Below are 23,380 nucleotides of genomic sequence, written 5' to 3'. Positions count from 1 at the left end.
ATGAAAAAAGCATTAACATTTATCGCACTAATGGGTTTGACTGCTGGTGCATTGGCTGCGCCGATTGTAGATGGGACTTATGAATATCAAGAGGGCAACAATAACGGTATCCTATTGATTAAAAAAGGAATAGGCGATAATTATCGCATTTTGGTAGAAGCGGTCGCAGCCTACAACGGTACATTTAACAGCTCATCTTTTGACCACCGCAATATGAAGTTGAAAATGGTGTGTTAGCGTACCGAAATGCGCAAGAAGGTTGCGATGTGCAATTTATTCCCAAAGGCAAAACGATTGACGTGAAATTGAATCTTGAAGTAGGTAATTGCGGTGCAGGTGCGCGTTCTAGTATTGAAGGCACTTATAAATTTCAATCAGGCAAAACGCCGTTTAATCAATATAACCAATAAAATACGTTAAAAAGCAGCCTGCACTTTTTGTTTATCAAAAGTGCAGGCTGCTTTGATTGCGCTATTTAAAGTGCAGGCTGCTTTTTTATGAAAAACAATCCCCTACCCTTGCTAGACGGCATCAAACCCAGCTATTTGGTCTTGCCGCACGATAAACAGTTTTACAACCAGCCGCTCATTGATTTTTTGTGCGCTCATTTTCCATTTGTGAGCAAACCAGCGTGGCAAGCGCGGCTCAACAGCGGCATGGTGGTCAATCAGCAAGGCGAGCCAATCAACGAAAACGAGCCGTTTGTGGCGGGCAACATCATTTATTATTACCGCGAAATCAGCCGCGATGACGAACCGCGTATTCCGTTTGACGAAAAAATTTTGCTGTTGGACGAGCATTTAATTGTGGTGGATAAACCGCATTTTTTGCCTGTGATTCCAAGTGGACGATTTCTGCGCGAAACGCTTTTAACGCGCTTGCGTTTGCACCCAAATTTGCAACATTTGAATGTGGCAGACATCACGCCGATTCATCGTTTGGACAAGGACACGGCTGGCGTGATGTTGTTGTCGCACAATCCACAAACTCGGGCGGCATATCAGCAGTTGTTTCAGCAAAAAGTCATACAAAAAACCTATCATGCGCTTGCGCCGACTCGTTTAGATTTGGCTTATCCGCTGACTGTGCAATCGCGTTTGGTGCGCGGCGATTCGTTTTTCCTGACCAAACAAATAGACGGCGAACCCAATTCGCAAACCGAAATCCGACTGCTGGAACAGCGTGGCAAACACAGTTTGTATGAATTGCGCCCCATCACAGGCAAGAAGCATCAACTGCGCGTCCACATGATGCACTTGGGTATGCCGTTACTTAACGATGCTTTGTATCCTGTGGCGCAAGAAGCTGGAACGGAAGATTACGCCAAACCGCTCAAATTGTTGGCGAAAAAGATTGTGTTTATAGACCCGATTTCGGGCGAAGAACGTTGTTTTGAAAGCGAACAGAATCTATAAAAAAGTGCAGGCTGCTTTTTGCACGAAAAATCCGTGAAAAAGCAGCCTGCACTTAATTTAATCATCACAAAAATTGATACAAAATACCATGCACCAGTTGTTGAAATTGGCGGTATTTTTCAGTTTTGCCAATTTTATCACCTTCCAAATGGATTTCAATCAACGCGCCCGTTTTGTTGCCATACAGCACCATATTGTCAATTTGAAACGTTGTTTTGCCATTTTCGTTTTTTTCGGGAACGATAAACGCCTGCATCATTTCGCCAGTGGGAATATTTTGAATCACAATACTTTTTTTCACATTAGCTGGCAATGCACCGCCCACAAAATGAAATGGATACACCATGATAGCTATAAATAAAAATTTGATGCTCCAATTTGGGGTTATTTTTTAAATAAAGCTGAAATAAGGCTTTGCGTAAATCCATTTTTTCCAAAATAGGCATCGTTATCTCCAATCAAAAAGCAGCCTGCATGCGATTAAACAGTTTGAATCGGAATCACACGATTAGTAGCGCGTTTTTTTCCGCCCTCGCCGTAATTCTCTTTTACATATTCTTGCACAATGGCAAGAAATTCCTGTGCCATATTATCGCCTTTAAGCGTTACTTTGCGCTCGCCATCTACATACACAGGCGCAACTGGCGTTTCACCCGTACCAGGCAATGAAATACCAATGTCTGCCAATTTACTCTCGCCTGGCCCGTTTACCACGCAACCCATTACCGCCACATTCAGGCTTTCCACACCAGGGTATTGCCAACGCCAAACCGTCATTTGTTCACGCAAATATTGCTGAATATCACGCGCTAATTCTTGGAAAACCGTACTCGTGGTGCGACCACAACCTGGGCAAGCCGTAACCATTGGCGTGAATGAACGCAAACCCATTGTTTGCAAAATTTCTTGGCCCACCACCACTTCTTGCGTGCGCGAAGAACCTGGTTCAGGAGTTAATGAAATACGAATCGTGTCGCCAATGCCTTCTTGAAACAATACCGACAGCGCGGCGGTTGAAGCCACAATCCCTTTGCTGCCCATGCCTGCTTCGGTCAAACCCAAATGCAAGGGATAGGCACAACGCGAACCCAAATCACGATAAACCTGAATCAAATCCTGCACATTGGAAACCTTGCACGACAAAATAATTTTGTTTTCAGGCAGCCCCAATTCCACCGCTTTTTGCGCCGATTGCAACGCGGAAACGATTAACGCTTCCTTCATCACTTCTTCGGGCGATTTTGGGTTGGCGGACGCTAAATTTTCGTCCATCATTTTTTTCGCCAAACTTTGGTCTAGCGAACCCCAGTTCACGCCAATTCGAACTGCTTTGTCATGCTCGGCAGCCGTGCGAATCATGTAGGCAAATTTTTCATCGCCTTTCGCGCCTTTACCGACATTACCAGGATTGATGCGGTATTTGGATAAGGCTTTGGCACAATCGGGAAACTCCGCCAACAAGCGTTCGCCATTGAAATGGAAATCGCCAACTAATGGCACGGCGCAACCCATGTCGTCCAAGCGACTACGGATTTCGGCAACTTTTGATGCAGCTTCGGGCGAATTGACGGTGACTCGCACCATTTCCGAGCCAGCGTCCGACAGTTCTTTGACTTGTTGCGCTGTGCCAATCGCATCGGCGGTGTCTGTGTTGGTCATGGATTGCACGACTACGGGGAAATCTGAACCCACGGTAATGTGGTCAATTTGAACTTGGTGCGTTTTGCGGCGTGTAATATGTGGCATGATATTGTGTCTTAAAAGATAAATGTGCAGGCTGCTTGGTTTTTGTATCAAAGCAGCCTGCAATTTTGTGATTATTGTGGTACAGAAGCACCAGAGTTAAGCGGTTTATCGCCAACGGTAAAGGTTGCCGATTTACCTCTCTTGGCGGCTTCTACGTTAAACGATTCGCCATTGAATGTAACCGTTGTGCCGCTGGCATAACCCAAGCGTACTTCAAATGGTGCACCATTGCTAAAACGATATTCGCTGCGCGCTGGCACGATTTGGTTAATCAATACTTCGCCTTGCACGTTGGTCACGGTAAGCATCGTGCGATAACGCGCGTTGATGACCAATTCGCCAGCAATCGCAGCAACAGGCGCAGAAGCCGATTGTGCTACCGAAGAAGCGGTTACAATTTGCATATCGCTAGCGGTCATCGGTTTCACAATCACATTGCTGGTATTCAAACTAGGTACAGAAGCCGTTGCAACACTACTTGCCGACAAGACGGAAGTTTCTGCTTCTTGTTTTTCGTGTTCTTGCTGCGATTTAGCTTGCCACATATACACGCCATAGCCCAAACCAGCCGCCAGCAACAGCCCAACAATCCAAAATGGGAACGATTTTTTGGGTGTTGCATCGTTGCCCAAATTAAACTTACTTTGCCCTGCATGTTGCACTTTGTCTTGTGGCGAAATGTGCGATAAAGCCGCATTAAGCGTTTCTTCTTCAACATCTAAAAAACGTCCATAGCTACGCAAAAAACCACGCACAAAAACAGGTTCGGGTAAATTAACATATTCGCCATTTTCCAAAGCATCAATTTGACGAGCTGGCAATTTTAATCGTTCTGACACTTCGCCAACCGAAAGCCCTTTTTTTTCACGATGCTGACGCAGTTTTGCGCCCAGTTCTTGCGGAGTCGTCATTGAATTTTGGGTTTCTTGTTTAGTCATTATTCGGTACTTCCAGTGCTAATAGATTGTAATTCTTCAGAATAAGGATAATTGGCACGCAATTGTGCTTCGTATTCATAAGCAGCCTGCGATTCGCCATTGGCACGCGCAATTTGCCAGCCCAACAACAAAGCTTTTGCATTCAACTGATTCACGCGACTTTGATAAATGCGGAATAAGCGGTCGGCTTCGCTATATTGCCCTTCTTCCAATTTAGTACGCGCACGTTCCATAAACACAGGCACAAATTCTGGGTTCAAATTCAAAGCGCGTTCGTAATAAGCATTTGCCAAACCATATTGCTTCAATTTTGCGCTACAAATTGCCTTGTTCAAATACGCCATTTCGGGCGTTGGATAAGTTGGGTCTGCCAAAGCCTTGTCAAAATACGGCAACGCTGCATTGGCATTATTTTTAATCGAACACAAATACCAACCATAGTTATTGTTGATTTCTGCGCCAGTTGGGCTAATAGACAAGGCACGCGCAAAACTTTCTTCCGCCTTGTCATACACTTTCAAAAATTGATAGATTTGAGCACGAATCAACCACGCCATGTCATAGCCACTATCCACTTTTAGCGCATCTTCAATCGCTACCGTTGCGGCACGATAGTCTCTGGCGTTCATGTATTCGACTGCCAGTTGCGTTTTGATGCGAACCGCTTCGGCATTTTTTTCGCTGCGTGTCATGTCACGAAATTGGGTCAATACTGTGCCTTGTGTAACGCAACCTGTTAGCAAAAATGCAATGCCACACGCAATCGAAAATTTTGATAACGCTGCTTTTATCAACTTCATGCTTTTGTCTCCAAATAAATTTGTTGCCATTTTTCTTGGCGTTTGGTTTTGTCTTTTACCTGACCTGCTAATTGACCGCAGGCTGCATCAATGTCATCGCCGCGCGTTTTGCGAACAGTGGTAACCAAATCCGCTTCCATCAAAATTTCTTTGAAAATATTGATGTTTTTGTTGCTAGAACGCTCGTAACCCGAATTAGGGAACGGATTAAACGGAATCAAATTAAATTTACATGGCGTGTCTTTGACCAATTCCACCAATTCACGCGCGTGTTCGGGTTTATCATTCACACCGTCCAACATCACATATTCAAACGTGATGAAATCACGCGGTGCTTTCACCAAATAGCGGTTGCAGGCTGCCATGAGTTCTTTGAGCGGATATTTTTTATTCAACGGTACGATTTCATCGCGCACTTTGTCGTTTGATGCGTGTAGCGATACGGCTAATGCGACTGGCATATCTTCTTTTAGTCTATCCATTTGCGGCACCATGCCCGATGTAGACACGGTAACACGGCGGCGCGACAAGCCGTAACCATGGTCGTCCAACATAATAGATAGTGCGGTAATCACGTTATCGTAGTTTGCCAACGGTTCGCCCATGCCCATCATCACAACATTGGAAATCACGCGCTCATTTTTTGGGGTAACGCCTAATGCTTTGTTTGCCCACCATAATTGTCCGATGATTTCGGCAGCAGACAAATTACGGTTAAAGCCTTGTCGCCCAGTTGAACAAAATGTGCATTCCAACGCGCAACCCACTTGCGATGAAATACACAACGTACCACGCTCGGTTTCGGGAATAAACACGGTTTCCACGCCGTTGCCTGTGCCGACGTCAAGCAGCCATTTGCGCGTGCCATCTTTGGATTCTTGCGAAGTCATCAAGGCTGGAATGCCAACTTCGGCTTGTTGTTCCAATTTGGCGCGTAGGGATTTTGCCAAATCGGTCATTTGTTCAAAATTTTCTGCTCCGCCCTGATGAATCCAGCGCATGACTTGTTTGGCGCGAAAGGGTTTTTCGCCCATTTGCGCAAAATGTTCTGTGAGTGCTGGTAGGTCGTAATTGAGCAGATTGGTTTTCATGTGGTTGTGGTTTTGATTGTTATCAATAAATTAAATTTAAAGGTGCAGGCTGCTTCTTAATATAGGCAATCATGCCTACGGCATACCCTTTATATAACCAAATCAAAGATTTGGACAAAAGGGCAAAGCAGCCTGCACATTCTTTTCTGTTACAAAATTAACCGCGTGTGCGTGGGCAAATTTCGGTTGCTGCAAAAAAGTAAGCGATTTCAATTGCAGCGGTTTCTGCACTGTCTGAACCGTGCACCGCGTTTTGTTGCATGCTATCGGCAAAATCTTTGCGGATTGTGCCTGCATCGGCATTATCGGGATTGGTCGCGCCCATGATTTCGCGGTTTTTGGCAACGGCGTTTTCACCCTCCAATACCTGAATCATCACAGGCCCACTGGTCATAAATGCAACCAAATCATTGAAAAATGGACGCTCTTTGTGAACCGCGTAAAAACCTTCGGCTTCGGCACGAGTCAAATGTTTCATTTTGGCAGCGATAATTTTTAAGCCTTGGCTTTCAAAACGGTCGTAGATTTTGCCAATAATACTTTTGCCCACTGCATCGGGTTTAACAATAGAAATGGTGCGCTCAATCGCCATGATGGGTTTCCTTATATCAAGAAGGTGGGTTAAATCAACAAAAAATTCCCAGCATTCTATCAAGTTTTTACGCTAATTCAAAGCAGCCTGCACTTTTTTATGCCGCCAAAAACAATTTATAGGCTGCGTTTTCGGTTTGTTCTTCAAACGCATAGCCTAGGGTATCCAAAAATGCGTCAAAAGCGGCGTTATCGGACGGTGGAACATCGATGCCAACCAAAATGCGTCCGTAGTCCGTGCCGTGATTGCGGTAATGGAATAACGTGATATTCCAATCGGTTTGCATCGCATTTAGGAAGTTCGCCAAGGCTTTGGGGCGTTCGGGGAACTCAAAGCTCAACAGGCGTTCGTTTTGCACGTTGTTGGTGCGTCCGCCCACCATGTAACGCAAATGCACTTTGGCCATTTCGTCGTGGCTTAAATCGATGTGCGGCAACTGTGCGGCTTCAAAATCGGCGCGAATTTTGGCGCGGTCATTTGCGCCTGCGCTTTGTATGCCCACAAAAACGTGCGCGATTTGGTCGTCGCCATAGCGATAGTTGAACTCGGTGATGTTGCGCGAACCGACTACATTCACAAATTCGCGGAAGCTGCCTGCGCGTTCGGGAATCGACACGGCAAAAATCGCTTCGTTGCCCTCACTCAATTCGCTGCGCTCCGACACATGGCGCAAGCGGTGGAAGTTCATGTTTGCGCCAGATGTAATCGCGATAAAGGTTTCATCGGCAACATCGTTTCGCGCAATATAGGCTTTGAGCCCTGCCAATGCCAACGCGCCTGCTGGTTCGCAAATGCTGCGCGTGTCGTCAAAAATGTCTTTGAGCGCACCGCACACGGCATCGGTGTCCACTGTGATAATTTCGTCCAACAAATCGTGGCACATACGGAACGTTTCTTCGCCCACCAATTTGACCGCCGTGCCGTCCGAGAACAAACCCACGTCTTTGAGTTCCACACGTTTGCCTGCCATGACCGACACTTTCATCGCACAGCTATCGTTGGTTTGCACGCCAATCACTTTGATGTCGGGGCGTACTTGTTTGATGAACGCTGCCACGCCAGCCGCTAATCCGCCGCCGCCAATCGGCACAAATATGGCGTGAATGGGTTTGGCATATTGACGCACGATTTCCATACCGATTGTCCCCTGCCCTGCAATCACATCGGGGTCGTCAAACGGTGGAATATAGGTCAAACCGCTTTGGGCAACCATTTTCATCGCGTGGTCGTAGGCATCGTTATATGACACGCCTGCCAACACGACATTGCCGCCACGCGCTTTAACAGCATCTACTTTGATTTTGGGCGTGGTTTCGGGCATTACAATCGTGGCTTGGCAATCGAGTTTTTGTGCCGACAACGCCACGCCTTGTGCATGGTTGCCTGCGCTGGCGGTAATCACGCCTTTTTGCAATTCGGCTTCGGAAAGTTGCGCCATCTTGTTGTATGCACCGCGTAATTTGAATGAAAACACGGGCTGCAAGTCTTCGCGTTTAAGATAGATTTTATTGTTCAAGCGGCGTGATAAGTTGGCGGCAAAATCCAATGGGGTTTCTTTGGCGACATCGTATACTGATGCGGTTAAGATACGAGTTAGATAATCGTGGTATTCGGGATAGGGATTGGCTTTCATGATTGTGTTCGCGTAACAGAAAAGTTGTAACCATAACGCGGACAAGCGGTAAATGCAATACAAACGCGCTTTCTTTGGCGTTTTATGGGTATAATCCCCCCAAAAAATATCGCAGGCAGCCTGCACTTTATCGCAACAAAGTGCAGGCTGCTTTTTTTACTGTAAACGGAGTAAACACAATGAAAAAAATACTCTCTATTTTGATTTGCACCACTTTATTGCACACGCCTGTTTGGGCAAATACCGCCAGCGAACCCAATGTGCAGGCTGCTTCTGCACCTGTGCCTTTGTCGTCTATTCAGCTGCCCGAAATCAAAGCCGTTGCCTATTTGGTGCAAGATTTGCAAAGCGGTCAAATTTTGGCACAAGCCAATGCCGACCAAAAAATCGAACCTGCATCGCTAACCAAAGTCATGACCGCTTATTTGGTGTTTCAAGCCTTGGAAAACAAAAAAATCACGCCCGACCAAACCACCAAAACATCGGAACACGCTTGGCGACAAGCAGGTTCGCGTATGTTTTTGGAACTGGGCAAGCCTGTGAGCGTGCAAGATTTGGTGCATGGCTTGGTGGTGCAGCTTGCCAACGATGCCGCCGTGAGCTTGGCAGAATTGCTAGCTGGCAGCGAAGCCGAATTTGTGGCGTTGATGAATGCCGAAGCCAAACGTTTGGGCATGACCAACACCCATTTTGACAACGCGACGGGTTTGTCGAGCCAAACGCATTTAACCACCGTTAAAGATTTGGCGATTTTGTCCAACGCGCTCATTCGCGATTTTCCGCAATATTACAAAATTTATTCAACCAAATCGTTTACTTATAACACCATCACGCAGCAAAACCGCAATTTATTGTTGTTTCGCGATGACAACATTGACGGCTTGGCAGCAGGCTATACCAACAGCGGCGGCTACAATTTAATCGCATCGAGCAAGCGCGATGGTCGCCGCGTGTTGAGCATTGTGGCAGGGGCAGCCAGTGCCGAATCTCGCGCCACCGAAAGCAGCAAATTGCTCAACTACGCGCTGCTGAATTTTGACACGCAACCCATGTTTCAAGCAGGCAAAGAAGTCAGCACCGTCAAGATTTTTAAGGGCGCGCAAAACAGCGTTGCCATTGGTTTTGGGCAAGATGCGTATGTGACCGTGCCACGCAATCAGCAGACGAACATCAAATCGTTTATCGATACGAATCAGCCTGTGTTAGCCCCCATCAAAAAAGGGCAGGTTTTGGGAACATTCCGCCTGATGCACGGCGAGCAAGTGTTGGCAGAACAGCCTGTTGTGGCGTTGCAAGACGTGGGCGAATCGGGCTGGTTTGGACGTTTGGTTGATAGTTTTGTGCTGTGGTTTCAAAATTTGTTTGCGGATTAAGGTTGCATAAAATATAAAAAAGTGCAGGCTGCTTTTGTTATATAAAAAAGCAGCCTGCACTTTTATTCGCCCCATTCAATCAAGGTTTTTCTTGTCGATTTAATGCCTTATCTAATTGTTCTTTATCCAACGCATTTTCCCAACGCGCCACCACAATCGTTGCACACGCATTGCCGACTAAATTGGTCAGCGCACGGCATTCCGACATAAAACGGTCAATACCCAAAATCAACGCCATACCCGCCACAGGCACGCTTGGCACAACCGACAAAGTCGCTGCCAATGTAATGAAGCCTGCACCTGTTACGCCAGCCGCGCCTTTGGAGCTCAACATCGCCACCAGCAACAGCGAAAACTGTTCGCCCCACGACAAATCAATCCCCACCGCTTGTGCGATAAACAAGGCTGCCATCGTCATATAGATGTTTGTGCCGTCCAAATTGAACGAATAGCCAGTTGGAATCACCAAACCCACCACCGATTTTTCGCAGCCTGCTTGTTCCATTTTGTGCATCAACGTGGGCAATGCCGCTTCGGAAGACGATGTTCCCAGCACCAGCCACAATTCGTCTTTGATGTATTTGATGAGTTTGATAATGGAAAAGCCGTTGTATTTTGCCACCGCGCCCAAAATCACCACCACAAACAAAATAGACGTGATGTAAAACGCACCAACCAGCATCAACAAATTGCTAATCGATTTGATGCCGTATTTACCAATCGTAAATGCCATTGCACCAAACGCACCAATTGGCGCAAGATTCATCAGCATTGCCACCATTTTGAACACAGGTGCAGACAATTCTTGCAGCAAATTGGTAATGGGACGCGCCTTGTCGCCCACGCTTGCCAACGCCACACCAAACAAAATCGCCACAAACAACACTTGCAAAATATTGCCTTCGGTTAATGGGCTAACAATGGTGGTGGGGATAATGTTCATCAAAAAATTGACCACTGTTGCGTCTTTGGATTTGGCAACATAGCCCTCTACTTTGGAACTATCGAGCGTGTGCGGGTCAATATTCAGCCCAGCGCCAGGTTGAATCACATTGGCAATCACCATGCCCACAATCAAAGCCAAAGTCGAAAAAATAATAAAATAAACAAACGCTTTACCTGCCACGCGCCCTACTTTTTTCATATTGGTCATGCCTGCGATGCCTGTTACCACCGTCAGAAAAATCACAGGGGCAATAATCATCTTCACGATTTTAATAAACGCATCGCCCAGCGGTTTCATTGCCTCACCAGTTTGCGGAAAGAAATGCCCGAGCAAAATACCCAACACAATGGCAAAAACTACTTGCACATACAAAATTTGGTAAAACTTTTGCTTTTTGATTGGGGTATGGGGATTTAATTCGGAAGGGTCGATGTTCAACATTTTATGTTCTCCGTGAGCAATTTTTATTCTGAATGACGCACCCAAAAAAAGAAGCTATTTGGGATAGCAGCCCTTAATGTAAAGACTAATTCACATTCAGGCAAATGTTGATTTGTGTAAATTTGATTGGATTTTTGTAATGATTTGATTTAATTTTGAAAATAAAATGACAAAAAATGCAGGCTGCTTTGAATTTGCATCAAGAGCAGCCTGCACCTTTTGTCCAAATCTATTGATTTGAGTATAAAAGGTGTATGCCGTAGGCAGGCACTCCATTTAAACCTTATCCACGCACAATCTCACGCAATGACCAACGCGGTTTCACATCAAACGCAAACGAATGTTCTGCCGCTTGAACGCCATGCAACAAACGCATTGCGCCAGCAAACGCAATCATCGCGCCATTGTCGGTACACAAAGGCAAGGGCGGAAAATAGGTTTTCACGTTTTCGGGCGGCGATTTGGGCGATGTTTTGACCGACAAATCTGCCAATTCTGCGCGTAATTTCCAGTTTGCGCCCACGCCGCCTGCCACCACCAAAGTACGAAAACCTGTCTGCAACAAAGCGGCTTTGGCTTTTGCCACCAATACGTCCACCACCGCGTCTTGAAATCCACGACAAATATCGTTGCGTGTGGATTCGGGCAATGGGTCGCTAGGCGATAAATTGAGCTGGGCGCGTGTTTTTTCTACCGCCGTCAGCACCGATGTTTTTAAGCCAGAAAAGCTCATTTGCAAATCATGGCTGTGCAACATCGGGCGCGGAAAGGGGTAAGCATCGGGCGAACCCAATTTGGCGTATTCCGACAAAATCGCGCCAGCAGGATACGGCAAACCAATCAATTTTCCTGTTTTATCAAACGCTTCGCCTGCGGCATCATCCACCGTTTCGCCCAGCAATTCGTAATCGCCAAAATCGTGCACTGCCATAAATTGCGTGTGTCCGCCCGACACCAGCAACGCGACAAACGGAAATTCTGGCACGTTGTCTGCCAACAAAGGCGACAGCAAATGTCCTTCCAAATGATGTACGGGTAACACAGGTTTGTTCAACGAAAACGCCAGCGCATTGGCATAAGCCGAACCTGCCAACAACGCGCCGCCCAAGCCTGGCCCTTGCGTGTAGGCAATCGCATCCATGTCGTTGTATTGCAGATTGGCTTCTTTGAGTGCGGCTTGTGTGAGCGGCACAAGGCGGCGAATGTGGTCGCGGCTGGCGAGTTCTGGCACAACGCCGCCGTATTCTGCGTGCATTGCCATTTGGGTGTGCAGTTGATTGGCGATTAAGCCGCGTTCTGTGTCGTAAATGGCGATGCCTGTTTCATCGCACGATGATTCTATTCCTAAAACTATCATATTGTTTCTTTGTCAATATTTTTTCAGGCAGCCTTATAGTACACGACAGAAATTTTTATATTTAAGCAAATCTACTCCCTCTCCTGTGGGAGAGGGTTGGGGAGAGGGAAAAAACTTTCAGCCTTAACAAAGATTTGTTTTACTCGGAAATTTTCCCCTCTCCCTAGCCCTCTTCCAAAGGAGAGGGAACAAGGTTGCTATAATTCAAAGTTGCATCATGCGCTTTCAGGCAGCCTGAACATTATTCAATGCCACACAATTTATGCGTTTGAATGCTTAATTGCCAATGCGGTTTACCCACACGCGCATTCAATTTCCCCAATAGCGTAATGGTTTGTAAAATATTCATCTCCCCCTGCTGCTCGCATGGCGACAGATAATAGCGTGGCGATTCAATTTTTTGCTCAATCAATTCACAAAAATCAAACACATCAACATTATCCACCACAATTCGCACCTCATCGGCACGTTTCAGGCAGCGTTTTTCATACGCCTCCGTATACAAACGCTTCGGGCTGGTTGCCACAAAATCAATTTGTTTAGGTACGTCTTTTAGCCCATTGGTTTCCATTGCCAAAAAATAGCCTTCCGATTTCAAGCAATCCAGCAATGCCACCAAATGCGGCTGAATAGTCGGTTCGCCGCCCGTGATAATGATATTTTTCGCTAAAAATTCATGCACTTTTACCATAATTTGCGATAGCGTCATCATACCAAATTCATTGTAATTCGTATCGCACCAATGGCAAGCCAAATTGCATTTACCAAAACGAATAAACACACTCGGCATACCCGTATTGTAGCCCTCGCCTTGTAGCGTTTCAAAAATCTCCACAATGCGGAAAGTTGGTTCATTCGTCATGCCGCGTACTCACAATAAGAAGACGGCGTTTCCCACAACCGAATTAAACTAACAGGTAAATTTGCTTCCGCCGTTAACACATTAAAAATATGGCGCGTCATTTCTTCGGCTGTGGTGCGCGTGTTAATACCATAAGTTTTTGAATTTAATTGATTTAACAAATTTGCCACTTGACACTCACGCTCGCTGGTTGTGTCGTAAATAAAAGCGTGGTCCATTTTGTCTAAAATATGCGTTTTGACTACCGCTTTTAAATCGGCGAAATCCATCACCATGCCTTTTTTTGCGCCCGATTCGTGCAGGTTGCCTGAAATTTCAACTTGTAAAATATAAGTATGTCCATGTAAATTTTGGCATTTTCCATCATGTCCGTCCAACATATGCGCCATATCAAATGTAAATTCTTTTGCCGTTTTAAACATCAAATTCCTTATTATTGCCACCGTTTTGGTAGTCTAAAAATGGTCAATCGGAAGTCTATTTAGGATTACTGATTTTTTCTTATCCATGCCAACCACGGCTCAAACAGTGCAGGCTGCCCTGCGGCAATAACCGAGCGTTGAAAAGCGTGTTTGCCGCTCCAAAAATCATCGCCTTCCAAAGTGGCGAGCAAACCGCCCGATTCTTCAAAAATCAACGCGCCTGCTGCGTAGTCCCACAAATTTTGTCCGCCATGAACATAGACATCGTATCGCCCAGCCGCCAAGTAACACCAATCCAAAGTGCTGCTGCCCATGCTGCGGAGCGTGCCAAATGGTGCAAACAAGTTCAAGCTATTTGCCAATTTGCCATTACGCAAGCGTCTGATTTCCACGCCTGCCACCGCTTCGCGCAAGGTTTTGTGAATGCGGCGCAAGGGCAAAGTTTGACCATTTAGCCACGCGCCTTGTCCACGAACCGCTGCAAAACATTCTTGCAAAACAGGGTTATACACCACACCAAGTTGGGCGCGTCCGTTTTGCACATATGCCACTGACACCGCAAAATGAGGTATGCCGTTTACAAAATTGTTCGTGCCGTCAATCGGGTCGAGCACCCACAAGCCTTGTTCGGCGTTGTGCCACAGCGCGTGTTGTTCTGCGCTGGTCATTTCTTCGCCTAGCACAGGCGCGTTGATAATACTAGGCAGCCTGCACTCAAAGGCTTTTTGCGCGGCTAAATCGGCTTGCGACAGCATGCTGCCATCGGCTTTGCGCGCACTTTCCACTTTTAGGTAATAAGGCATGATTTGGTTGGCAGCAATGTCGCGCACCAAATCTTGTAAACGTTGAATTGCGTTCATAAATAGAAAACTTTTGTTAGAATGGCGTTTTGCCAAAGACAGGGATAGTACCACAAATGCCACGCTTTTATCTGCCCAACCTGCCCGATGCAGGCGAGTTAAATCTGCCCGATTGCATTGTTCGCCATATTCAAGTGCTGCGTTTGAATGTGGGCGATGATTTGATTTTGTTTGATGGACGGGGCAAGCGCGTTCATGCCACGCTCACGGAGTTAGGCAAACGCAAAGCAGCCTGCACCCTTGCGCCAACCGAACAAATCAACAGCGAAAGCGCGTTGTCGATTCATTTGCTGCAAGCGATTTCCAGCGGCGAGCGCATGGATTTCACCATTCAAAAAAGCGTGGAATTGGGCGTGGCGAGCATTACGCCGATTTGGAGCGAGCGTTGCGTGGTTAAGCTACAAGGCGAGCGTGCCGATAAGCGCGTACAGCGTTGGCAAGACATTGCGATTTCGGCGTGCGAGCAATGTGGGCGCGACATCGTGCCAGAAGTGCGCCCGATTGTGCGTTTTGATGATTACATCAAGCAAATGCCACGCGAGCAACTGCATTTGCTGATGAGCTTGCAACAAGCCAAAAGTTTGCAAGCCATGCAGCCCGCACCGCAAACGGTTTATTTGATGATAGGCCCAGAAGGCGGCTGGACGGCTGCCGAAGAGCAAGCCGCGCTAGATGCAGGTTTTCAGGCGATTGTGCTGGGCAAGCGCGTGTTGCGGACAGAAACCGCTTCGTTGGCGGCGATTGCGGCAATGCAGACTTTGTGGGGAGATTTTGTGTGATGCCAACATTGCACTATCGCAACACCATTTCCTGCATCAACTGCATTCCCCATTGCCAATCGCGTTGGCGTTGCTGATTAACAGCATCAGACAAAGCAAAAAACCGCGCTTGCCACAGCGGTGCTTGTTGCGAAAGCCAATCGCTATCGTCCAAGCAGCCTGCACAAACAGCCGTGGGACATTGAAAGCGCACACGCAACTCGTTTGATGTGCAGGCTGCTTTTTGTGGCGCGAGCAAAATGGCAGCGCGCAAACGCTTATGCATCGTCCAACTTTCCACATAATGCCAAGACAACAACGCATTTGCGCCCATGCCATGCGCCACCGCCACCACGTTTTGACTGGCAATCGTCGCAAAAGCAGCCTGCACCGCCGTCAATCGTTCGTTTACCGATTGCATTGCCGACACGCCCACCCTTTGCACCAAAGGATAACCACGCGTCCAAGCATCAACCCACGCTTCGGGCGCGTTGTTATCGTGCAGCAACAGCAAGGTTAGGTCATCATCGTTCCACATAAAAGGCAGCCTGCACTTTAAAACGCATAATCGTAATCCACCACCAAAGGCGCGTGGTCAGAGAATTTTTCATCTTTATAAACGTGTGCCGATTGCGCTTTCGCTGCCAATTCGGGCGACACCATTTGATAGTCAATCCGCCAACCTACGTCTTTTGCATAGGCTTGTCCGCGATTGCTCCACCAAGTATAACCTGCCACATCGGGATACAATTTGCGCCACATATCCGTCCAGCCGAGCTTTGCAATCACATTACCAATCCACTCGCGTTCTTCGGGCAGGAAACCTGAATTTTTCAGATTGCCTTTCCAGTTTTTGATGTCGATATTTTGGTGCGCGATATTCCAATCGCCACACACCACCACATCGCGCCCTTCCGCCAATAAATCCGCCAAAATCGGATAAAACGCATCTAAAAATTGATATTTATACGCCTGACGCTCTTCCGCGCTCGTACCGCTTGGCAAATACAACGAAATCACACTCAACCGCCCAAAATCCGCCCGAACAAATCGCCCTTCATTGTCAAACAATTCAATGCCCAAACCATATTGCACACGATCGGGCGCACGTTTGCTGTAAATCGCCACGCCGCTATAACCGCGTTTTTGGGCGCAATGCCACACGCCGTGCATACCGTGCGGTTGTTGCATTTCTACTGATAAATCCGCTTCTTGCGCTTTCAATTCTTGCACGCAGACAATATCCGCGCCCGATTGCGCGATGTATTCCAAAAAGCCTTTTTTGTAGGCAGAACGAATGCCGTTTACATTTGCCGAGATAATTCGCATTTTGTTGTGTAACCTTTTTGTATGAATTTGTTAAAATGGTGGCATTGTAAACACTTTCAGGCTGCCTAAAAGGAAAAACTTCATGCCAAAACGCTATTTTTTTCTCGCGCTATTATTCGTCATCAGCAGCGCACACGCCGAAATTGCCGCACCGTGGGAATAATTTTGCAAGCAGCCTGCACATTCCAATTAAAGTGCAGGCTGCTTTTTCAATAATTTATGAATTCGGATTCGGGCTATCTTGTTCCACCACTTGACGCAAATATTGCTCCACTTCGTCTTTAATCGCAAAACGGTCGGCAAACGAAGCAGCCTGCAACGGTTCGGCAAAATCCACGCGCACATCAATTTGCGCTTGCGACACAATGCGCCACACCGATTGCAATAAGCCCACATTGGCAAACGACACCATTTGACTGCGCTGTTGGTTCACATAATAACGCAAAACAATGGCTTGAACAGGCGCGTTTGCCATAATTGCCGCTTGAAACAACGCCGCTTTCAAGGGCAAAACGCCATCGCCCAAACTGGTTTTGGCTTCGGGGAAAAAGCACACGTTTTCGCCTTGTTTCAAGGCGGTGGCAATGGAGGTATTGATGGGGTCGATGTCTTTGCGATTACTGCGGTCGATGAACACCGTGCCTGCATTTTTGACCAATTTGCCCACCACAAACCAGCTTTCGATTTCTTTCATGGCGATAAAACTGGCAGGTTGCAGCGCGTTAATCACCAAAATATCCAGCCACGATACATGATTTGCCACCACCAATGTGCCATTCCAAGATGCAGGCTGCTTTTCGTGCTGCAAACGCACATTTAAAATTGCCAAGCAGCCTGCACTTAATTGGCGAATGATTTGATTGCGCTGTGCAGCATCGTGTTGCGATAAGCGGTTAATCTGGCGGATTGCGCCAAACAGCCAAATCAGCAATTTAAACAGTCGGCGAAATCGCCCAAAAAAAGAAATCGTTGGATTCATGGTTTGTTGTATCACAAAAAATAAAGGGCGAATAATGCAGTGATTGCCCTATTCTGGCAAGCATAGGTGCAAAATCATGCAGAATTTTTTTGGCGCATCGTGTAAAATTTCGCCATTATTTTCCAATTTGTCTATTTAACATTTTCACTATGGCTAATACCACTCGTTCTAATATCAATTTGGCGATGTATCAACGTTATGCCAAACGTCATTTCCCCAGTCTGCTAATGCCACACCTGCCCAATACGCATAAAGGCACATTTGGCACGGTTGGCATTGCAGGCGGTGCAGTTGGCATGGCTGGCGCACCTTTACTCGCAGGTGTTGCCGCCATGTTTACAGGTTGCGGCAAAACAGTGGTGGCATTTAACCAACCACAACTACCTATGCCTGTTCATGCGCCCTACCCTGAATTAATGCTCGACATCGCTGCCAATGCTTCAAAACGCCAAGACGTTGATGTCTGGGCGGTTGGCTGTGGTTTGGGGCGCGATGAAGCGGCGATTCAATGCGTACAAAACTTGTGGCATTCAGACCAGCCGCGTTTGGTGTTAGATGCCGATGCGCTACACATTTTGGCGGATTACCCTGACAAATTTTGCAAACACAAACACAACGATTTAGTGCTGACACCACACCCAGGCGAAGCGGCACATTTGCTTAACATTACCATTAATCAAGTGCAAGATTACCGCCCATGGGTTGCGCGTGAACTGGCAGACCGTTATCACTGCTGGGTTGTGCTAAAAGGACACGACACCATTATTTCATCGGCGCGCGGTCTTTTGCATACCAACAATACAGGCAACGCAGGCTTGGCAACCGCAGGCAGCGGCGATGTCTTAACTGGCATCATTACCAGCCTACTGGCGCAAGGATTACCTGCCGAAGAAGCCATTCCTGCTGGCGTATGGCTACACGGTGCAGCATCGGAATTACTGGAACAATCACAAACTGGGCCTATTGGGCTAATGGCTGGCGAATTGGCAGAAATGGTGCGCTGGTTACGCAATCGGCTCACTATTGGTGCGGTTTAATCGCTCTATTTGATATATTTAAGTGCAGGCTGCTTTTTAATAGACAAAGCAGCCTGCACTTTTTTGTTTATATCGATAGCATCAATACATTCTCAACAAAAAATTCTCAGTATTTAAAACCAATATTTAAAATTGATGTTGATTTAGTAAATAATATGAATTATCATTATTTAAATTTATGCAATTTAGCAAAGTTTTACTTCATCAACCCTGTTTATCGACAAGAGGATTTTTTGTATGAACATTCCATTTAAGTTGAGTGCGATTGTGATTGCGTGTAGCTTGGGTTTAACAGCTTGCGGTGGTGGCGGCGGTTCATCGCTTAGCACGCAATCTACGCCTACACCAACGCCACCTGCGCCTACACCAACGCCACCTGCGCCTACACCAACGCCACCTGCGCCTACACCAACGCCACCTGCGCCTACACCAACGCCACCTGCGCCTACACCAACGCCACCTGCGCCTACACCAACGCCACCTGCGCCTACACCAACGCCACCTGCGCCTACACCAACGCCACCTGCGCCTACACCAACGCCACCTGCGCCTACACCAACGCCACCTGCCAGCAATAGCTCGGTTAAATTTATTGTTGATACAGCCAGCAAAACTTTGACAACCGTAAACGACACGTTTACTGCATTGCGAACTGTAGTAGTGGATGGTGTCAGCATTCAGTTGCCAAACAAAACAGACAGAACAACTTTAACAGAAGCTGACAATTACCGTATTTTCAATAACCTAGACAATGTGGTTTATGGTGCAGCAACTGGCAACGGTAAACACGCTTTGTTTGTACAAGGTAATTTAACTGCCGATATGCCTAGTGGCACAGCAAAATACAGCGGACAAGTGTTGCACTATCGTGGTCGCGTTTTGAATGGCTCTGGTGTATTGACTGGCTCTAATATCGACTACACTTACACTTACAACGGCACATTCACCGCAACGGCTGATTTTTCAAGCAAAAAACTGTCTGCTATCATTAACAGCGGAGATAGTTCGTATATGGGAACAAAAACCTTCAATGCGGTTATTAATGGCAACAGATTTAAGTCAGATAGCTCATCGCCCGATCAAACGATAGAAGGTGGTTTCTATGGTGCTAATGCGGCAGAAATTGCAGGTAAGTACCAATTTATTGATGGTAAGAGTGATACACTTTCTGACAGTGGCTTCGGCGTATTCGGCGGTAAAAAACAAACGCCCTAATTCCCCAAGCTAATCCCTGAATAAACAACCTGCCTGCTTGTGTTTTGCAGGCAGGCTGTTTTATTGTGCAGGCTGCTTTTATTTGCCTATAATACATCTCACAATCACAAAAAACGATATTCCATGTATTCCAAACTATTACTTACCAGTGCGCTGTGGCTGGCAACGGCATCGATTTATGCCGAAACGCTGCCACCCAAAGTTGAACAGATGCTGAACGAATCGTCGCCCGAAACCGAATTCAATCGCACGCCCGACATCAAACCCACCGAAAACACGCCACCTACAAACGATGCGGATGGCGAAACACTCAATATTTCATCGGAAGAACTGCAAAAGCAGCCTGCACTTTTAAAACGCGCTTTTTTTGGTGCATTGGCAACAGGCAATGTGGCTGGTGTCAAAATTCTGCTGCCCTGGTATCGCAATCTACCAGACGGCAACGACGAATTTGCGCTCAATTTAGCAGATGCCATGCTCGCGCAGGACAAGGGCGATTACGATAACGCGGTAGAATCGTATCAAAAAGTATTGGCACAACAGCCCGATGCGCCGTCTATCCAAATGGGACTAGCACAAACTTTGTTCGCCGACCACCGCAACAGCGAAGCCAAACAAATCTTGACCGAATTGCACAATCGCAGCGATTTACCCGAAAATTTCCGCCAATACGCAGGCAGCTATCTGTCCGCCATAAAAAAACGCAACGATTGGACATTTAACATCAATGCGTATTACACGCAAGACAACAACATCAATAGCACCCCCAATCAACGCAAAGTCGGCAACTGGACACTGGGTGAACCCGAATCAGCACACGGCATTGCGTATTATGGCAACGTCAATAAAGACACCTATTTGGGCAAACAATGGTCATTGCGCTTTGGCACAGACGTGTTTGGCAAATATTATTGGGACAACCGCAAATACGACGATTTATCGGCGCGTGTCAAACTGGGCGTAGCGCATCAAACCGCGCGAAGTGAAACAGCGATTTTGCCGTATTTTGAACGCCGTTGGTATGGTGGCAAAGAATACGCTGCCGAAAAAGGGCTAACGCTGGAATGGTCATACTGGTTCACGCCCAAAAATCAAGTTTTGCTGTCGGGCGAACATAGCTGGCAAAAACACGACACGCGCTCATTTTTGGACGGCAAAAACAGCAATTTGTCGGCTACATGGCTGTTTTTATCATCAGAAAAACAATACTGGACGCTGGGCATAGACCTGACCCGCAAAACCGCGCAAGACAGCAGCGACGCTTATCGCCGCAAAGGCATACGTTTAGGCTGGACGCAATATTGGGGCAACACCGTGGGCAGCTCATTGGGCATTGGCACTGCACAACGTGTTTACGATGCGCCCAACTTCCCGTTCAACTACATTCGCAAAGACCGCGAACATTTTGCATCGCTTAGCTTGTGGAACAACCGCTGGCAATTTGGGGGCATCACACCACGCCTAGTATTCCGTTGGACAAAAGTCAGCAGCAATCATCCGTTTTACGGCGATTACAGCAAGAAAAATGTCTTTATCCAAATGAACAAAGCCTTTTAAAACGCAAAAAAGTGCAGGCTGCTTTTGAACGGATTTTTCCGCTAAAAGCAGCCTGCACTTTTATATTACAAACAATTAAGACAACCAGCCATTGACCGTTGCCGCACCTGCCGCGCTGAACACATATTGTCCCAAAAAGAAATAGCCCAACGCACTAGCAACCGCAATCGTCATGTTCAACGCCATGCTGCTGGAAAAGCGGTCGGTTAATTCCAAGCACACCACCACATACACGAACAAAATGCCCCATTGCGCCATGGTCAAATTGTCAAGATTGGGTACGCCCGACCACTCCATCAACGATTTAATCACAATTGCCATCAGCGTAAAGCCCAGCGATTCGCCCAGCGAGTTCACATCGCGGTTGGCTGACCAAATGCACCAAAAGCCCAAAATAAAGGCGATTAACATATAAGAACCAGTCATTTTTTTACTTCCTTATTCAAACTAAAACAAAAATTTATGCTGCCAGCAATTCGTCTGCCAACTGCTGTGCTTGGTCAAACTGAATGCTGCCTTCGTAAATGGCGCGACCTGTAATCGCACCTGCCACGCCTTGTTTGGCGACGGCACACAAGGCGCGTACATCGTCCAAATTGGTCAAGCCGCCCGATGCGATAATCGGGATATTGACCGCTTGCGCCAGTTTAACAGTCGCTTCAATGTTTACGCCGCTCATCATGCCGTCGCGTCCGATGTCGGTATAGATAATGCTGTTTACGCCATCGTCTTCAAATTGTTTACTTAAATCAATGACATGATGTTCGGTTACGGTTGCCCAGCCGTCAATCGCGACCATGCCGTCTTTGGCATCAAGTCCCACGATGATGTGTCCTGCAAACTCACGACAGGCTTCGCGCACAAAGGCTGGATTTTTAACCGCTACCGTGCCGATAATCACGTCATTCAACCCCAAAGACAAATATTTTTCAATGGTTTGCAAATCGCGAATGCCGCCACCGAGCTGCACGGAAATGTGTTGCGCCACCGCTGCCAAAATTTCTTTGATGGCCGGGAAATTTTTGGGTTCGCCTGCAAATGCGCCGTCCAAGTCCACCAAATGCAAACGGCGCGCGCCTTGTTGATGCCAGTGCGCTGCCATTTGGGCTGGGCTGTCGGAAAATACGGTGGCTTGTTCCATTAAGCCTTGTTTTAAGCGGACGCATTGTCCGTTTTTTAAGTCAATCGCGGGAATGAGTTGCATAGATTGGGGTTATCCTAAAAATATAAAATGTGCAGGCTGCTTTTCAAACCTGCACATTGTAATCAACAAAGTAAGTTTATGTAAAGAAAATCGCGTTTTAACCTTGCCATTGCAAGAAGTTTTGCAACAGTCGCAAGCCTGCTTCGTGGCTTTTTTCGGTGTGAAATTGTGTGGCAAACACGTTATCTTTGCCAACAATGCAGGCAAAATCGTGCGGATATTCGCTTGTGCCGAGCACGATGTCGCTGTCTTGCGGTGCAAAGTAATAGCTGTGAACAAAATAAAAATGTGCGGGATTGCTTACGCCTGTAAACAAGGGGTGCGCTTGCGTTTGGCGGACGGTGTTCCAGCCCATGTGCGGCACTTTCAGGCGATTGCCTTGCGTGTCGGTTTGGTTGGCGGCAAAACGCTTGACGCCACCTTTGAACCAGCCCAAACCTGCGGTATCGCCTTCTTCGCTGTGTTCAAACAGCAGTTGTGCGCCCACGCAAATGCCAAAAAATGGTTTGTTTTTCAACGATTCTTGCACAGCTTCGCGCAAACCGCTTTGGTTGAGCGCGTTCATGCAGTCGGGCATTGCGCCTTGACCTGGGAAGATGACTTTGTCGGCTGCCAACACGTTTTCTGGAGTGGACGTGAGCGTGATTTTGGCAGACGATTGTGCTGCATCGGCAGCAGCCTGCACCGATTTATAGACCGAATGCAAATTGCCCATGCCGTAATCAATAATGGCGATATTCATGATTTCAGTTCCGTTGGATTGGGGTGCAGGCTGCTTGGTTTGGTTGATTACATTTTGTTGGGTTGCGACCCAACACATCACTC

General features: G+C 47.0%; 27 protein-coding genes. 8 read left to right on the top strand and 19 right to left on the bottom strand.

Translation table 11 applies throughout. The annotated features are described in order from the left end of the window. The 3 genes from DQN52_RS06420 (at position 1) to DQN52_RS06410 (ending at position 1,415) form a co-directional block, all read left to right on the top strand. Positions 1-237, top strand: coding sequence for a hypothetical protein (locus DQN52_RS06420; RefSeq protein WP_003785967.1), 237 nt, complete (start codon positions 1-3; stop codon positions 235-237). Then, positions 231-410 (top strand): hypothetical protein, encoded by a 180-nt coding sequence (locus DQN52_RS06415; protein WP_032827629.1) that lies wholly within the window; start codon positions 231-233, stop codon positions 408-410. The genes DQN52_RS06420 and DQN52_RS06415 overlap by 7 nt, the downstream gene beginning before the upstream one ends. 87 nt (positions 411-497) lie before the next feature. Continuing rightward, a complete protein-coding gene (locus tag DQN52_RS06410) occupies positions 498-1,415 on the top strand; it encodes a pseudouridine synthase (protein ID WP_003785964.1) in 918 nt (305 codons plus the stop codon). A 64-nt stretch (positions 1,416-1,479) separates the two neighbouring features. Here DQN52_RS06410 and DQN52_RS06405 read toward each other — a convergent pair whose 3' ends face one another. The 7 genes from DQN52_RS06405 to ilvA form a co-directional block, all read right to left on the bottom strand. Then, entirely contained in the window at positions 1,480-1,761 is a 282-nt protein-coding gene (locus DQN52_RS06405) for a hypothetical protein (protein WP_003785963.1), read from the bottom strand. A gap of 134 nt (positions 1,762-1,895) precedes the next feature. Then, positions 1,896-3,161, bottom strand: a complete 1,266-nt coding sequence (ispG, locus tag DQN52_RS06400) for a flavodoxin-dependent (E)-4-hydroxy-3-methylbut-2-enyl-diphosphate synthase (protein WP_032827628.1) — start codon at positions 3,159-3,161, stop codon at positions 1,896-1,898. A 71-nt stretch (positions 3,162-3,232) separates the two neighbouring features. Further along, positions 3,233-4,099 (bottom strand): helix-turn-helix domain-containing protein, encoded by an 867-nt coding sequence (locus DQN52_RS06395; RefSeq protein WP_003785961.1) that lies wholly within the window; start codon positions 4,097-4,099, stop codon positions 3,233-3,235. Further along, positions 4,099-4,899: a type IV pilus biogenesis/stability protein PilW gene (pilW, locus tag DQN52_RS06390; protein WP_003785960.1), complete on the bottom strand. Its 801-nt coding sequence runs from the start codon at positions 4,897-4,899 to the stop codon at positions 4,099-4,101. Before pilW ends, DQN52_RS06395 begins: the two co-directional genes overlap by 1 nt. After that, on the bottom strand, positions 4,896-5,990 hold the full coding sequence (rlmN, locus tag DQN52_RS06385) for a 23S rRNA (adenine(2503)-C(2))-methyltransferase RlmN (RefSeq protein WP_003785959.1): 1,095 nt from the start codon (positions 5,988-5,990) through the stop codon (positions 4,896-4,898). The genes pilW and rlmN overlap by 4 nt, the downstream gene beginning before the upstream one ends. Before the next feature lie 157 nt (positions 5,991-6,147). Next, positions 6,148-6,582 (bottom strand): nucleoside-diphosphate kinase, encoded by a 435-nt coding sequence (gene ndk, locus DQN52_RS06380; RefSeq protein WP_003785958.1) that lies wholly within the window; start codon positions 6,580-6,582, stop codon positions 6,148-6,150. A 97-nt stretch (positions 6,583-6,679) separates the two neighbouring features. Then, on the bottom strand, positions 6,680-8,215 hold the full coding sequence (gene ilvA, locus DQN52_RS06375) for a threonine ammonia-lyase, biosynthetic (RefSeq protein ID WP_003785957.1): 1,536 nt from the start codon (positions 8,213-8,215) through the stop codon (positions 6,680-6,682). A gap of 179 nt (positions 8,216-8,394) precedes the next feature. Here ilvA and DQN52_RS06370 point away from each other — a divergent pair, with 179 nt between their 5' ends. After that, on the top strand, positions 8,395-9,588 hold the full coding sequence (locus tag DQN52_RS06370) for a D-alanyl-D-alanine carboxypeptidase family protein (protein ID WP_032827627.1): 1,194 nt from the start codon (positions 8,395-8,397) through the stop codon (positions 9,586-9,588). A gap of 79 nt (positions 9,589-9,667) precedes the next feature. On the opposite strand, the gene DQN52_RS06365 is transcribed toward DQN52_RS06370, so the two are convergent. From DQN52_RS06365 to DQN52_RS06345, 5 genes are all read right to left on the bottom strand, one after another. Continuing rightward, a complete protein-coding gene (locus DQN52_RS06365; protein WP_003785955.1) occupies positions 9,668-10,975 on the bottom strand; it encodes a dicarboxylate/amino acid:cation symporter in 1,308 nt (435 codons plus the stop codon). A 283-nt stretch (positions 10,976-11,258) separates the two neighbouring features. Beyond that, the gene (gene tsaD / locus DQN52_RS06360) at positions 11,259-12,332 is read right to left on the bottom strand and encodes a tRNA (adenosine(37)-N6)-threonylcarbamoyltransferase complex transferase subunit TsaD (protein ID WP_003785953.1); all 1,074 of its coding nucleotides are present in this window, start codon (positions 12,330-12,332) and stop codon (positions 11,259-11,261) included. 241 nt (positions 12,333-12,573) lie between these two features. Next, complete coding sequence (locus DQN52_RS06355; protein ID WP_003785950.1) at positions 12,574-13,194, bottom strand: 7-carboxy-7-deazaguanine synthase QueE; 621 nt, start codon at positions 13,192-13,194, stop codon at positions 12,574-12,576. Continuing rightward, complete coding sequence (gene queD / locus DQN52_RS06350; RefSeq protein WP_003785949.1) at positions 13,191-13,616, bottom strand: 6-carboxytetrahydropterin synthase QueD; 426 nt, start codon at positions 13,614-13,616, stop codon at positions 13,191-13,193. The genes DQN52_RS06355 and queD overlap by 4 nt, the downstream gene beginning before the upstream one ends. Before the next feature lie 65 nt (positions 13,617-13,681). Continuing rightward, positions 13,682-14,476 (bottom strand): inositol monophosphatase family protein, encoded by a 795-nt coding sequence (locus DQN52_RS06345; RefSeq protein ID WP_003785948.1) that lies wholly within the window; start codon positions 14,474-14,476, stop codon positions 13,682-13,684. Between the two features lie 56 nt (positions 14,477-14,532). Here DQN52_RS06345 and DQN52_RS06340 point away from each other — a divergent pair, with 56 nt between their 5' ends. After that, the gene (locus DQN52_RS06340; RefSeq protein WP_003785947.1) at positions 14,533-15,255 is read left to right on the top strand and encodes a 16S rRNA (uracil(1498)-N(3))-methyltransferase; all 723 of its coding nucleotides are present in this window, start codon (positions 14,533-14,535) and stop codon (positions 15,253-15,255) included. 13 nt (positions 15,256-15,268) lie between these two features. On the opposite strand, the gene DQN52_RS06335 is transcribed toward DQN52_RS06340, so the two are convergent. From DQN52_RS06335 to DQN52_RS06325, 3 genes are all read right to left on the bottom strand, one after another. Then, on the bottom strand, positions 15,269-15,772 hold the full coding sequence (locus DQN52_RS06335; protein WP_003785946.1) for an alpha/beta hydrolase: 504 nt from the start codon (positions 15,770-15,772) through the stop codon (positions 15,269-15,271). A 17-nt stretch (positions 15,773-15,789) separates the two neighbouring features. Beyond that, positions 15,790-16,563, bottom strand: coding sequence for an exodeoxyribonuclease III (locus tag DQN52_RS06330; protein WP_003785945.1), 774 nt, complete (start codon positions 16,561-16,563; stop codon positions 15,790-15,792). 217 nt (positions 16,564-16,780) lie between these two features. Beyond that, complete coding sequence (locus DQN52_RS06325; protein WP_003785944.1) at positions 16,781-17,542, bottom strand: lysophospholipid acyltransferase family protein; 762 nt, start codon at positions 17,540-17,542, stop codon at positions 16,781-16,783. Between the two features lie 149 nt (positions 17,543-17,691). Between DQN52_RS06325 and DQN52_RS06320 the strand changes: the two genes are divergently transcribed. Further along, the gene (locus DQN52_RS06320; RefSeq protein ID WP_003785943.1) at positions 17,692-18,579 is read left to right on the top strand and encodes an NAD(P)H-hydrate dehydratase; all 888 of its coding nucleotides are present in this window, start codon (positions 17,692-17,694) and stop codon (positions 18,577-18,579) included. A gap of 185 nt (positions 18,580-18,764) precedes the next feature. Here DQN52_RS06320 and DQN52_RS10955 read toward each other — a convergent pair whose 3' ends face one another. Then, positions 18,765-19,256, bottom strand: coding sequence for a hypothetical protein (locus DQN52_RS10955; RefSeq protein WP_170120130.1), 492 nt, complete (start codon positions 19,254-19,256; stop codon positions 18,765-18,767). Here DQN52_RS10955 and DQN52_RS06310 point away from each other — a divergent pair. Both DQN52_RS06310 and DQN52_RS06305 read left to right on the top strand, forming a co-directional pair. Further along, complete coding sequence (locus DQN52_RS06310; RefSeq protein ID WP_003785941.1) at positions 19,240-19,794, top strand: transferrin-binding protein-like solute binding protein; 555 nt, start codon at positions 19,240-19,242, stop codon at positions 19,792-19,794. The genes DQN52_RS10955 and DQN52_RS06310 overlap by 17 nt on opposite strands. 123 nt (positions 19,795-19,917) lie before the next feature. Next, entirely contained in the window at positions 19,918-21,351 is a 1,434-nt protein-coding gene (locus DQN52_RS06305; protein WP_003785940.1) for a porin family protein, read from the top strand. A gap of 75 nt (positions 21,352-21,426) precedes the next feature. Here DQN52_RS06305 and DQN52_RS06300 read toward each other — a convergent pair whose 3' ends face one another. The 3 genes from DQN52_RS06300 to hisH all read right to left on the bottom strand — a co-directional run bounded on the left by DQN52_RS06300 (position 21,427) and on the right by hisH (position 23,297). After that, on the bottom strand, positions 21,427-21,777 hold the full coding sequence (locus DQN52_RS06300; RefSeq protein WP_032827626.1) for a hypothetical protein: 351 nt from the start codon (positions 21,775-21,777) through the stop codon (positions 21,427-21,429). Positions 21,778-21,811: 34 nt separating this feature from the next. Next, positions 21,812-22,555: a 1-(5-phosphoribosyl)-5-[(5-phosphoribosylamino)methylideneamino]imidazole-4-carboxamide isomerase gene (hisA, locus tag DQN52_RS06295; RefSeq protein WP_003785936.1), complete on the bottom strand. Its 744-nt coding sequence runs from the start codon at positions 22,553-22,555 to the stop codon at positions 21,812-21,814. Positions 22,556-22,652: 97 nt separating this feature from the next. Beyond that, the gene (hisH, locus tag DQN52_RS06290) at positions 22,653-23,297 is read right to left on the bottom strand and encodes an imidazole glycerol phosphate synthase subunit HisH (RefSeq protein WP_032827625.1); all 645 of its coding nucleotides are present in this window, start codon (positions 23,295-23,297) and stop codon (positions 22,653-22,655) included. Positions 23,298-23,380 lie beyond the last annotated feature (83 nt).

This window comes from Kingella kingae, from assembly GCF_900475905.1.
GTDB lineage: Bacteria > Pseudomonadota > Gammaproteobacteria > Burkholderiales > Neisseriaceae > Kingella > Kingella kingae.
The sequence above is the reverse complement of the archived record's forward strand: the minus strand, read 5'-3'. Positions and strand labels throughout refer to the sequence as shown.

What these genes read in the sequence shown, in the direction of transcription:
- DQN52_RS06420 (WP_003785967.1), top strand. Translation starts at nt 1, where the DNA reads ATGAAAAAAGCATTAACATTTATCGCACTAATGGGTTTGACTGCTGGT.
- DQN52_RS06410 (WP_003785964.1), top strand. Translation starts at nt 498, where the DNA reads ATGAAAAACAATCCCCTACCCTTGCTAGACGGCATCAAACCCAGCTAT.
- DQN52_RS06405 (WP_003785963.1), bottom strand. Translation starts at nt 1,761, where the DNA reads ATGGTGTATCCATTTCATTTTGTGGGCGGTGCATTGCCAGCTAATGTG.
- ispG (WP_032827628.1), bottom strand. Translation starts at nt 3,161, where the DNA reads ATGCCACATATTACACGCCGCAAAACGCACCAAGTTCAAATTGACCAC.
- DQN52_RS06395 (WP_003785961.1), bottom strand. Translation starts at nt 4,099, where the DNA reads ATGACTAAACAAGAAACCCAAAATTCAATGACGACTCCGCAAGAACTG.
- pilW (WP_003785960.1), bottom strand. Translation starts at nt 4,899, where the DNA reads ATGAAGTTGATAAAAGCAGCGTTATCAAAATTTTCGATTGCGTGTGGC.
- rlmN (WP_003785959.1), bottom strand. Translation starts at nt 5,990, where the DNA reads ATGAAAACCAATCTGCTCAATTACGACCTACCAGCACTCACAGAACAT.
- ndk (WP_003785958.1), bottom strand. Translation starts at nt 6,582, where the DNA reads ATGGCGATTGAGCGCACCATTTCTATTGTTAAACCCGATGCAGTGGGC.
- ilvA (WP_003785957.1), bottom strand. Translation starts at nt 8,215, where the DNA reads ATGAAAGCCAATCCCTATCCCGAATACCACGATTATCTAACTCGTATC.
- DQN52_RS06370 (WP_032827627.1), top strand. Translation starts at nt 8,395, where the DNA reads ATGAAAAAAATACTCTCTATTTTGATTTGCACCACTTTATTGCACACG.
- DQN52_RS06365 (WP_003785955.1), bottom strand. Translation starts at nt 10,975, where the DNA reads ATGTTGAACATCGACCCTTCCGAATTAAATCCCCATACCCCAATCAAA.
- tsaD (WP_003785953.1), bottom strand. Translation starts at nt 12,332, where the DNA reads ATGATAGTTTTAGGAATAGAATCATCGTGCGATGAAACAGGCATCGCC.
- DQN52_RS06355 (WP_003785950.1), bottom strand. Translation starts at nt 13,194, where the DNA reads ATGACGAATGAACCAACTTTCCGCATTGTGGAGATTTTTGAAACGCTA.
- queD (WP_003785949.1), bottom strand. Translation starts at nt 13,616, where the DNA reads ATGTTTAAAACGGCAAAAGAATTTACATTTGATATGGCGCATATGTTG.
- DQN52_RS06345 (WP_003785948.1), bottom strand. Translation starts at nt 14,476, where the DNA reads ATGAACGCAATTCAACGTTTACAAGATTTGGTGCGCGACATTGCTGCC.
- DQN52_RS06340 (WP_003785947.1), top strand. Translation starts at nt 14,533, where the DNA reads ATGCCACGCTTTTATCTGCCCAACCTGCCCGATGCAGGCGAGTTAAAT.
- DQN52_RS06335 (WP_003785946.1), bottom strand. Translation starts at nt 15,772, where the DNA reads ATGTGGAACGATGATGACCTAACCTTGCTGTTGCTGCACGATAACAAC.
- DQN52_RS06330 (WP_003785945.1), bottom strand. Translation starts at nt 16,563, where the DNA reads ATGCGAATTATCTCGGCAAATGTAAACGGCATTCGTTCTGCCTACAAA.
- DQN52_RS06325 (WP_003785944.1), bottom strand. Translation starts at nt 17,542, where the DNA reads ATGAATCCAACGATTTCTTTTTTTGGGCGATTTCGCCGACTGTTTAAA.
- DQN52_RS06320 (WP_003785943.1), top strand. Translation starts at nt 17,692, where the DNA reads ATGGCTAATACCACTCGTTCTAATATCAATTTGGCGATGTATCAACGT.
- DQN52_RS10955 (WP_170120130.1), bottom strand. Translation starts at nt 19,256, where the DNA reads ATGCTGACACCATCCACTACTACAGTTCGCAATGCAGTAAACGTGTCG.
- DQN52_RS06305 (WP_003785940.1), top strand. Translation starts at nt 19,918, where the DNA reads ATGTATTCCAAACTATTACTTACCAGTGCGCTGTGGCTGGCAACGGCA.
- DQN52_RS06300 (WP_032827626.1), bottom strand. Translation starts at nt 21,777, where the DNA reads ATGACTGGTTCTTATATGTTAATCGCCTTTATTTTGGGCTTTTGGTGC.
- hisA (WP_003785936.1), bottom strand. Translation starts at nt 22,555, where the DNA reads ATGCAACTCATTCCCGCGATTGACTTAAAAAACGGACAATGCGTCCGC.
- hisH (WP_032827625.1), bottom strand. Translation starts at nt 23,297, where the DNA reads ATGAATATCGCCATTATTGATTACGGCATGGGCAATTTGCATTCGGTC.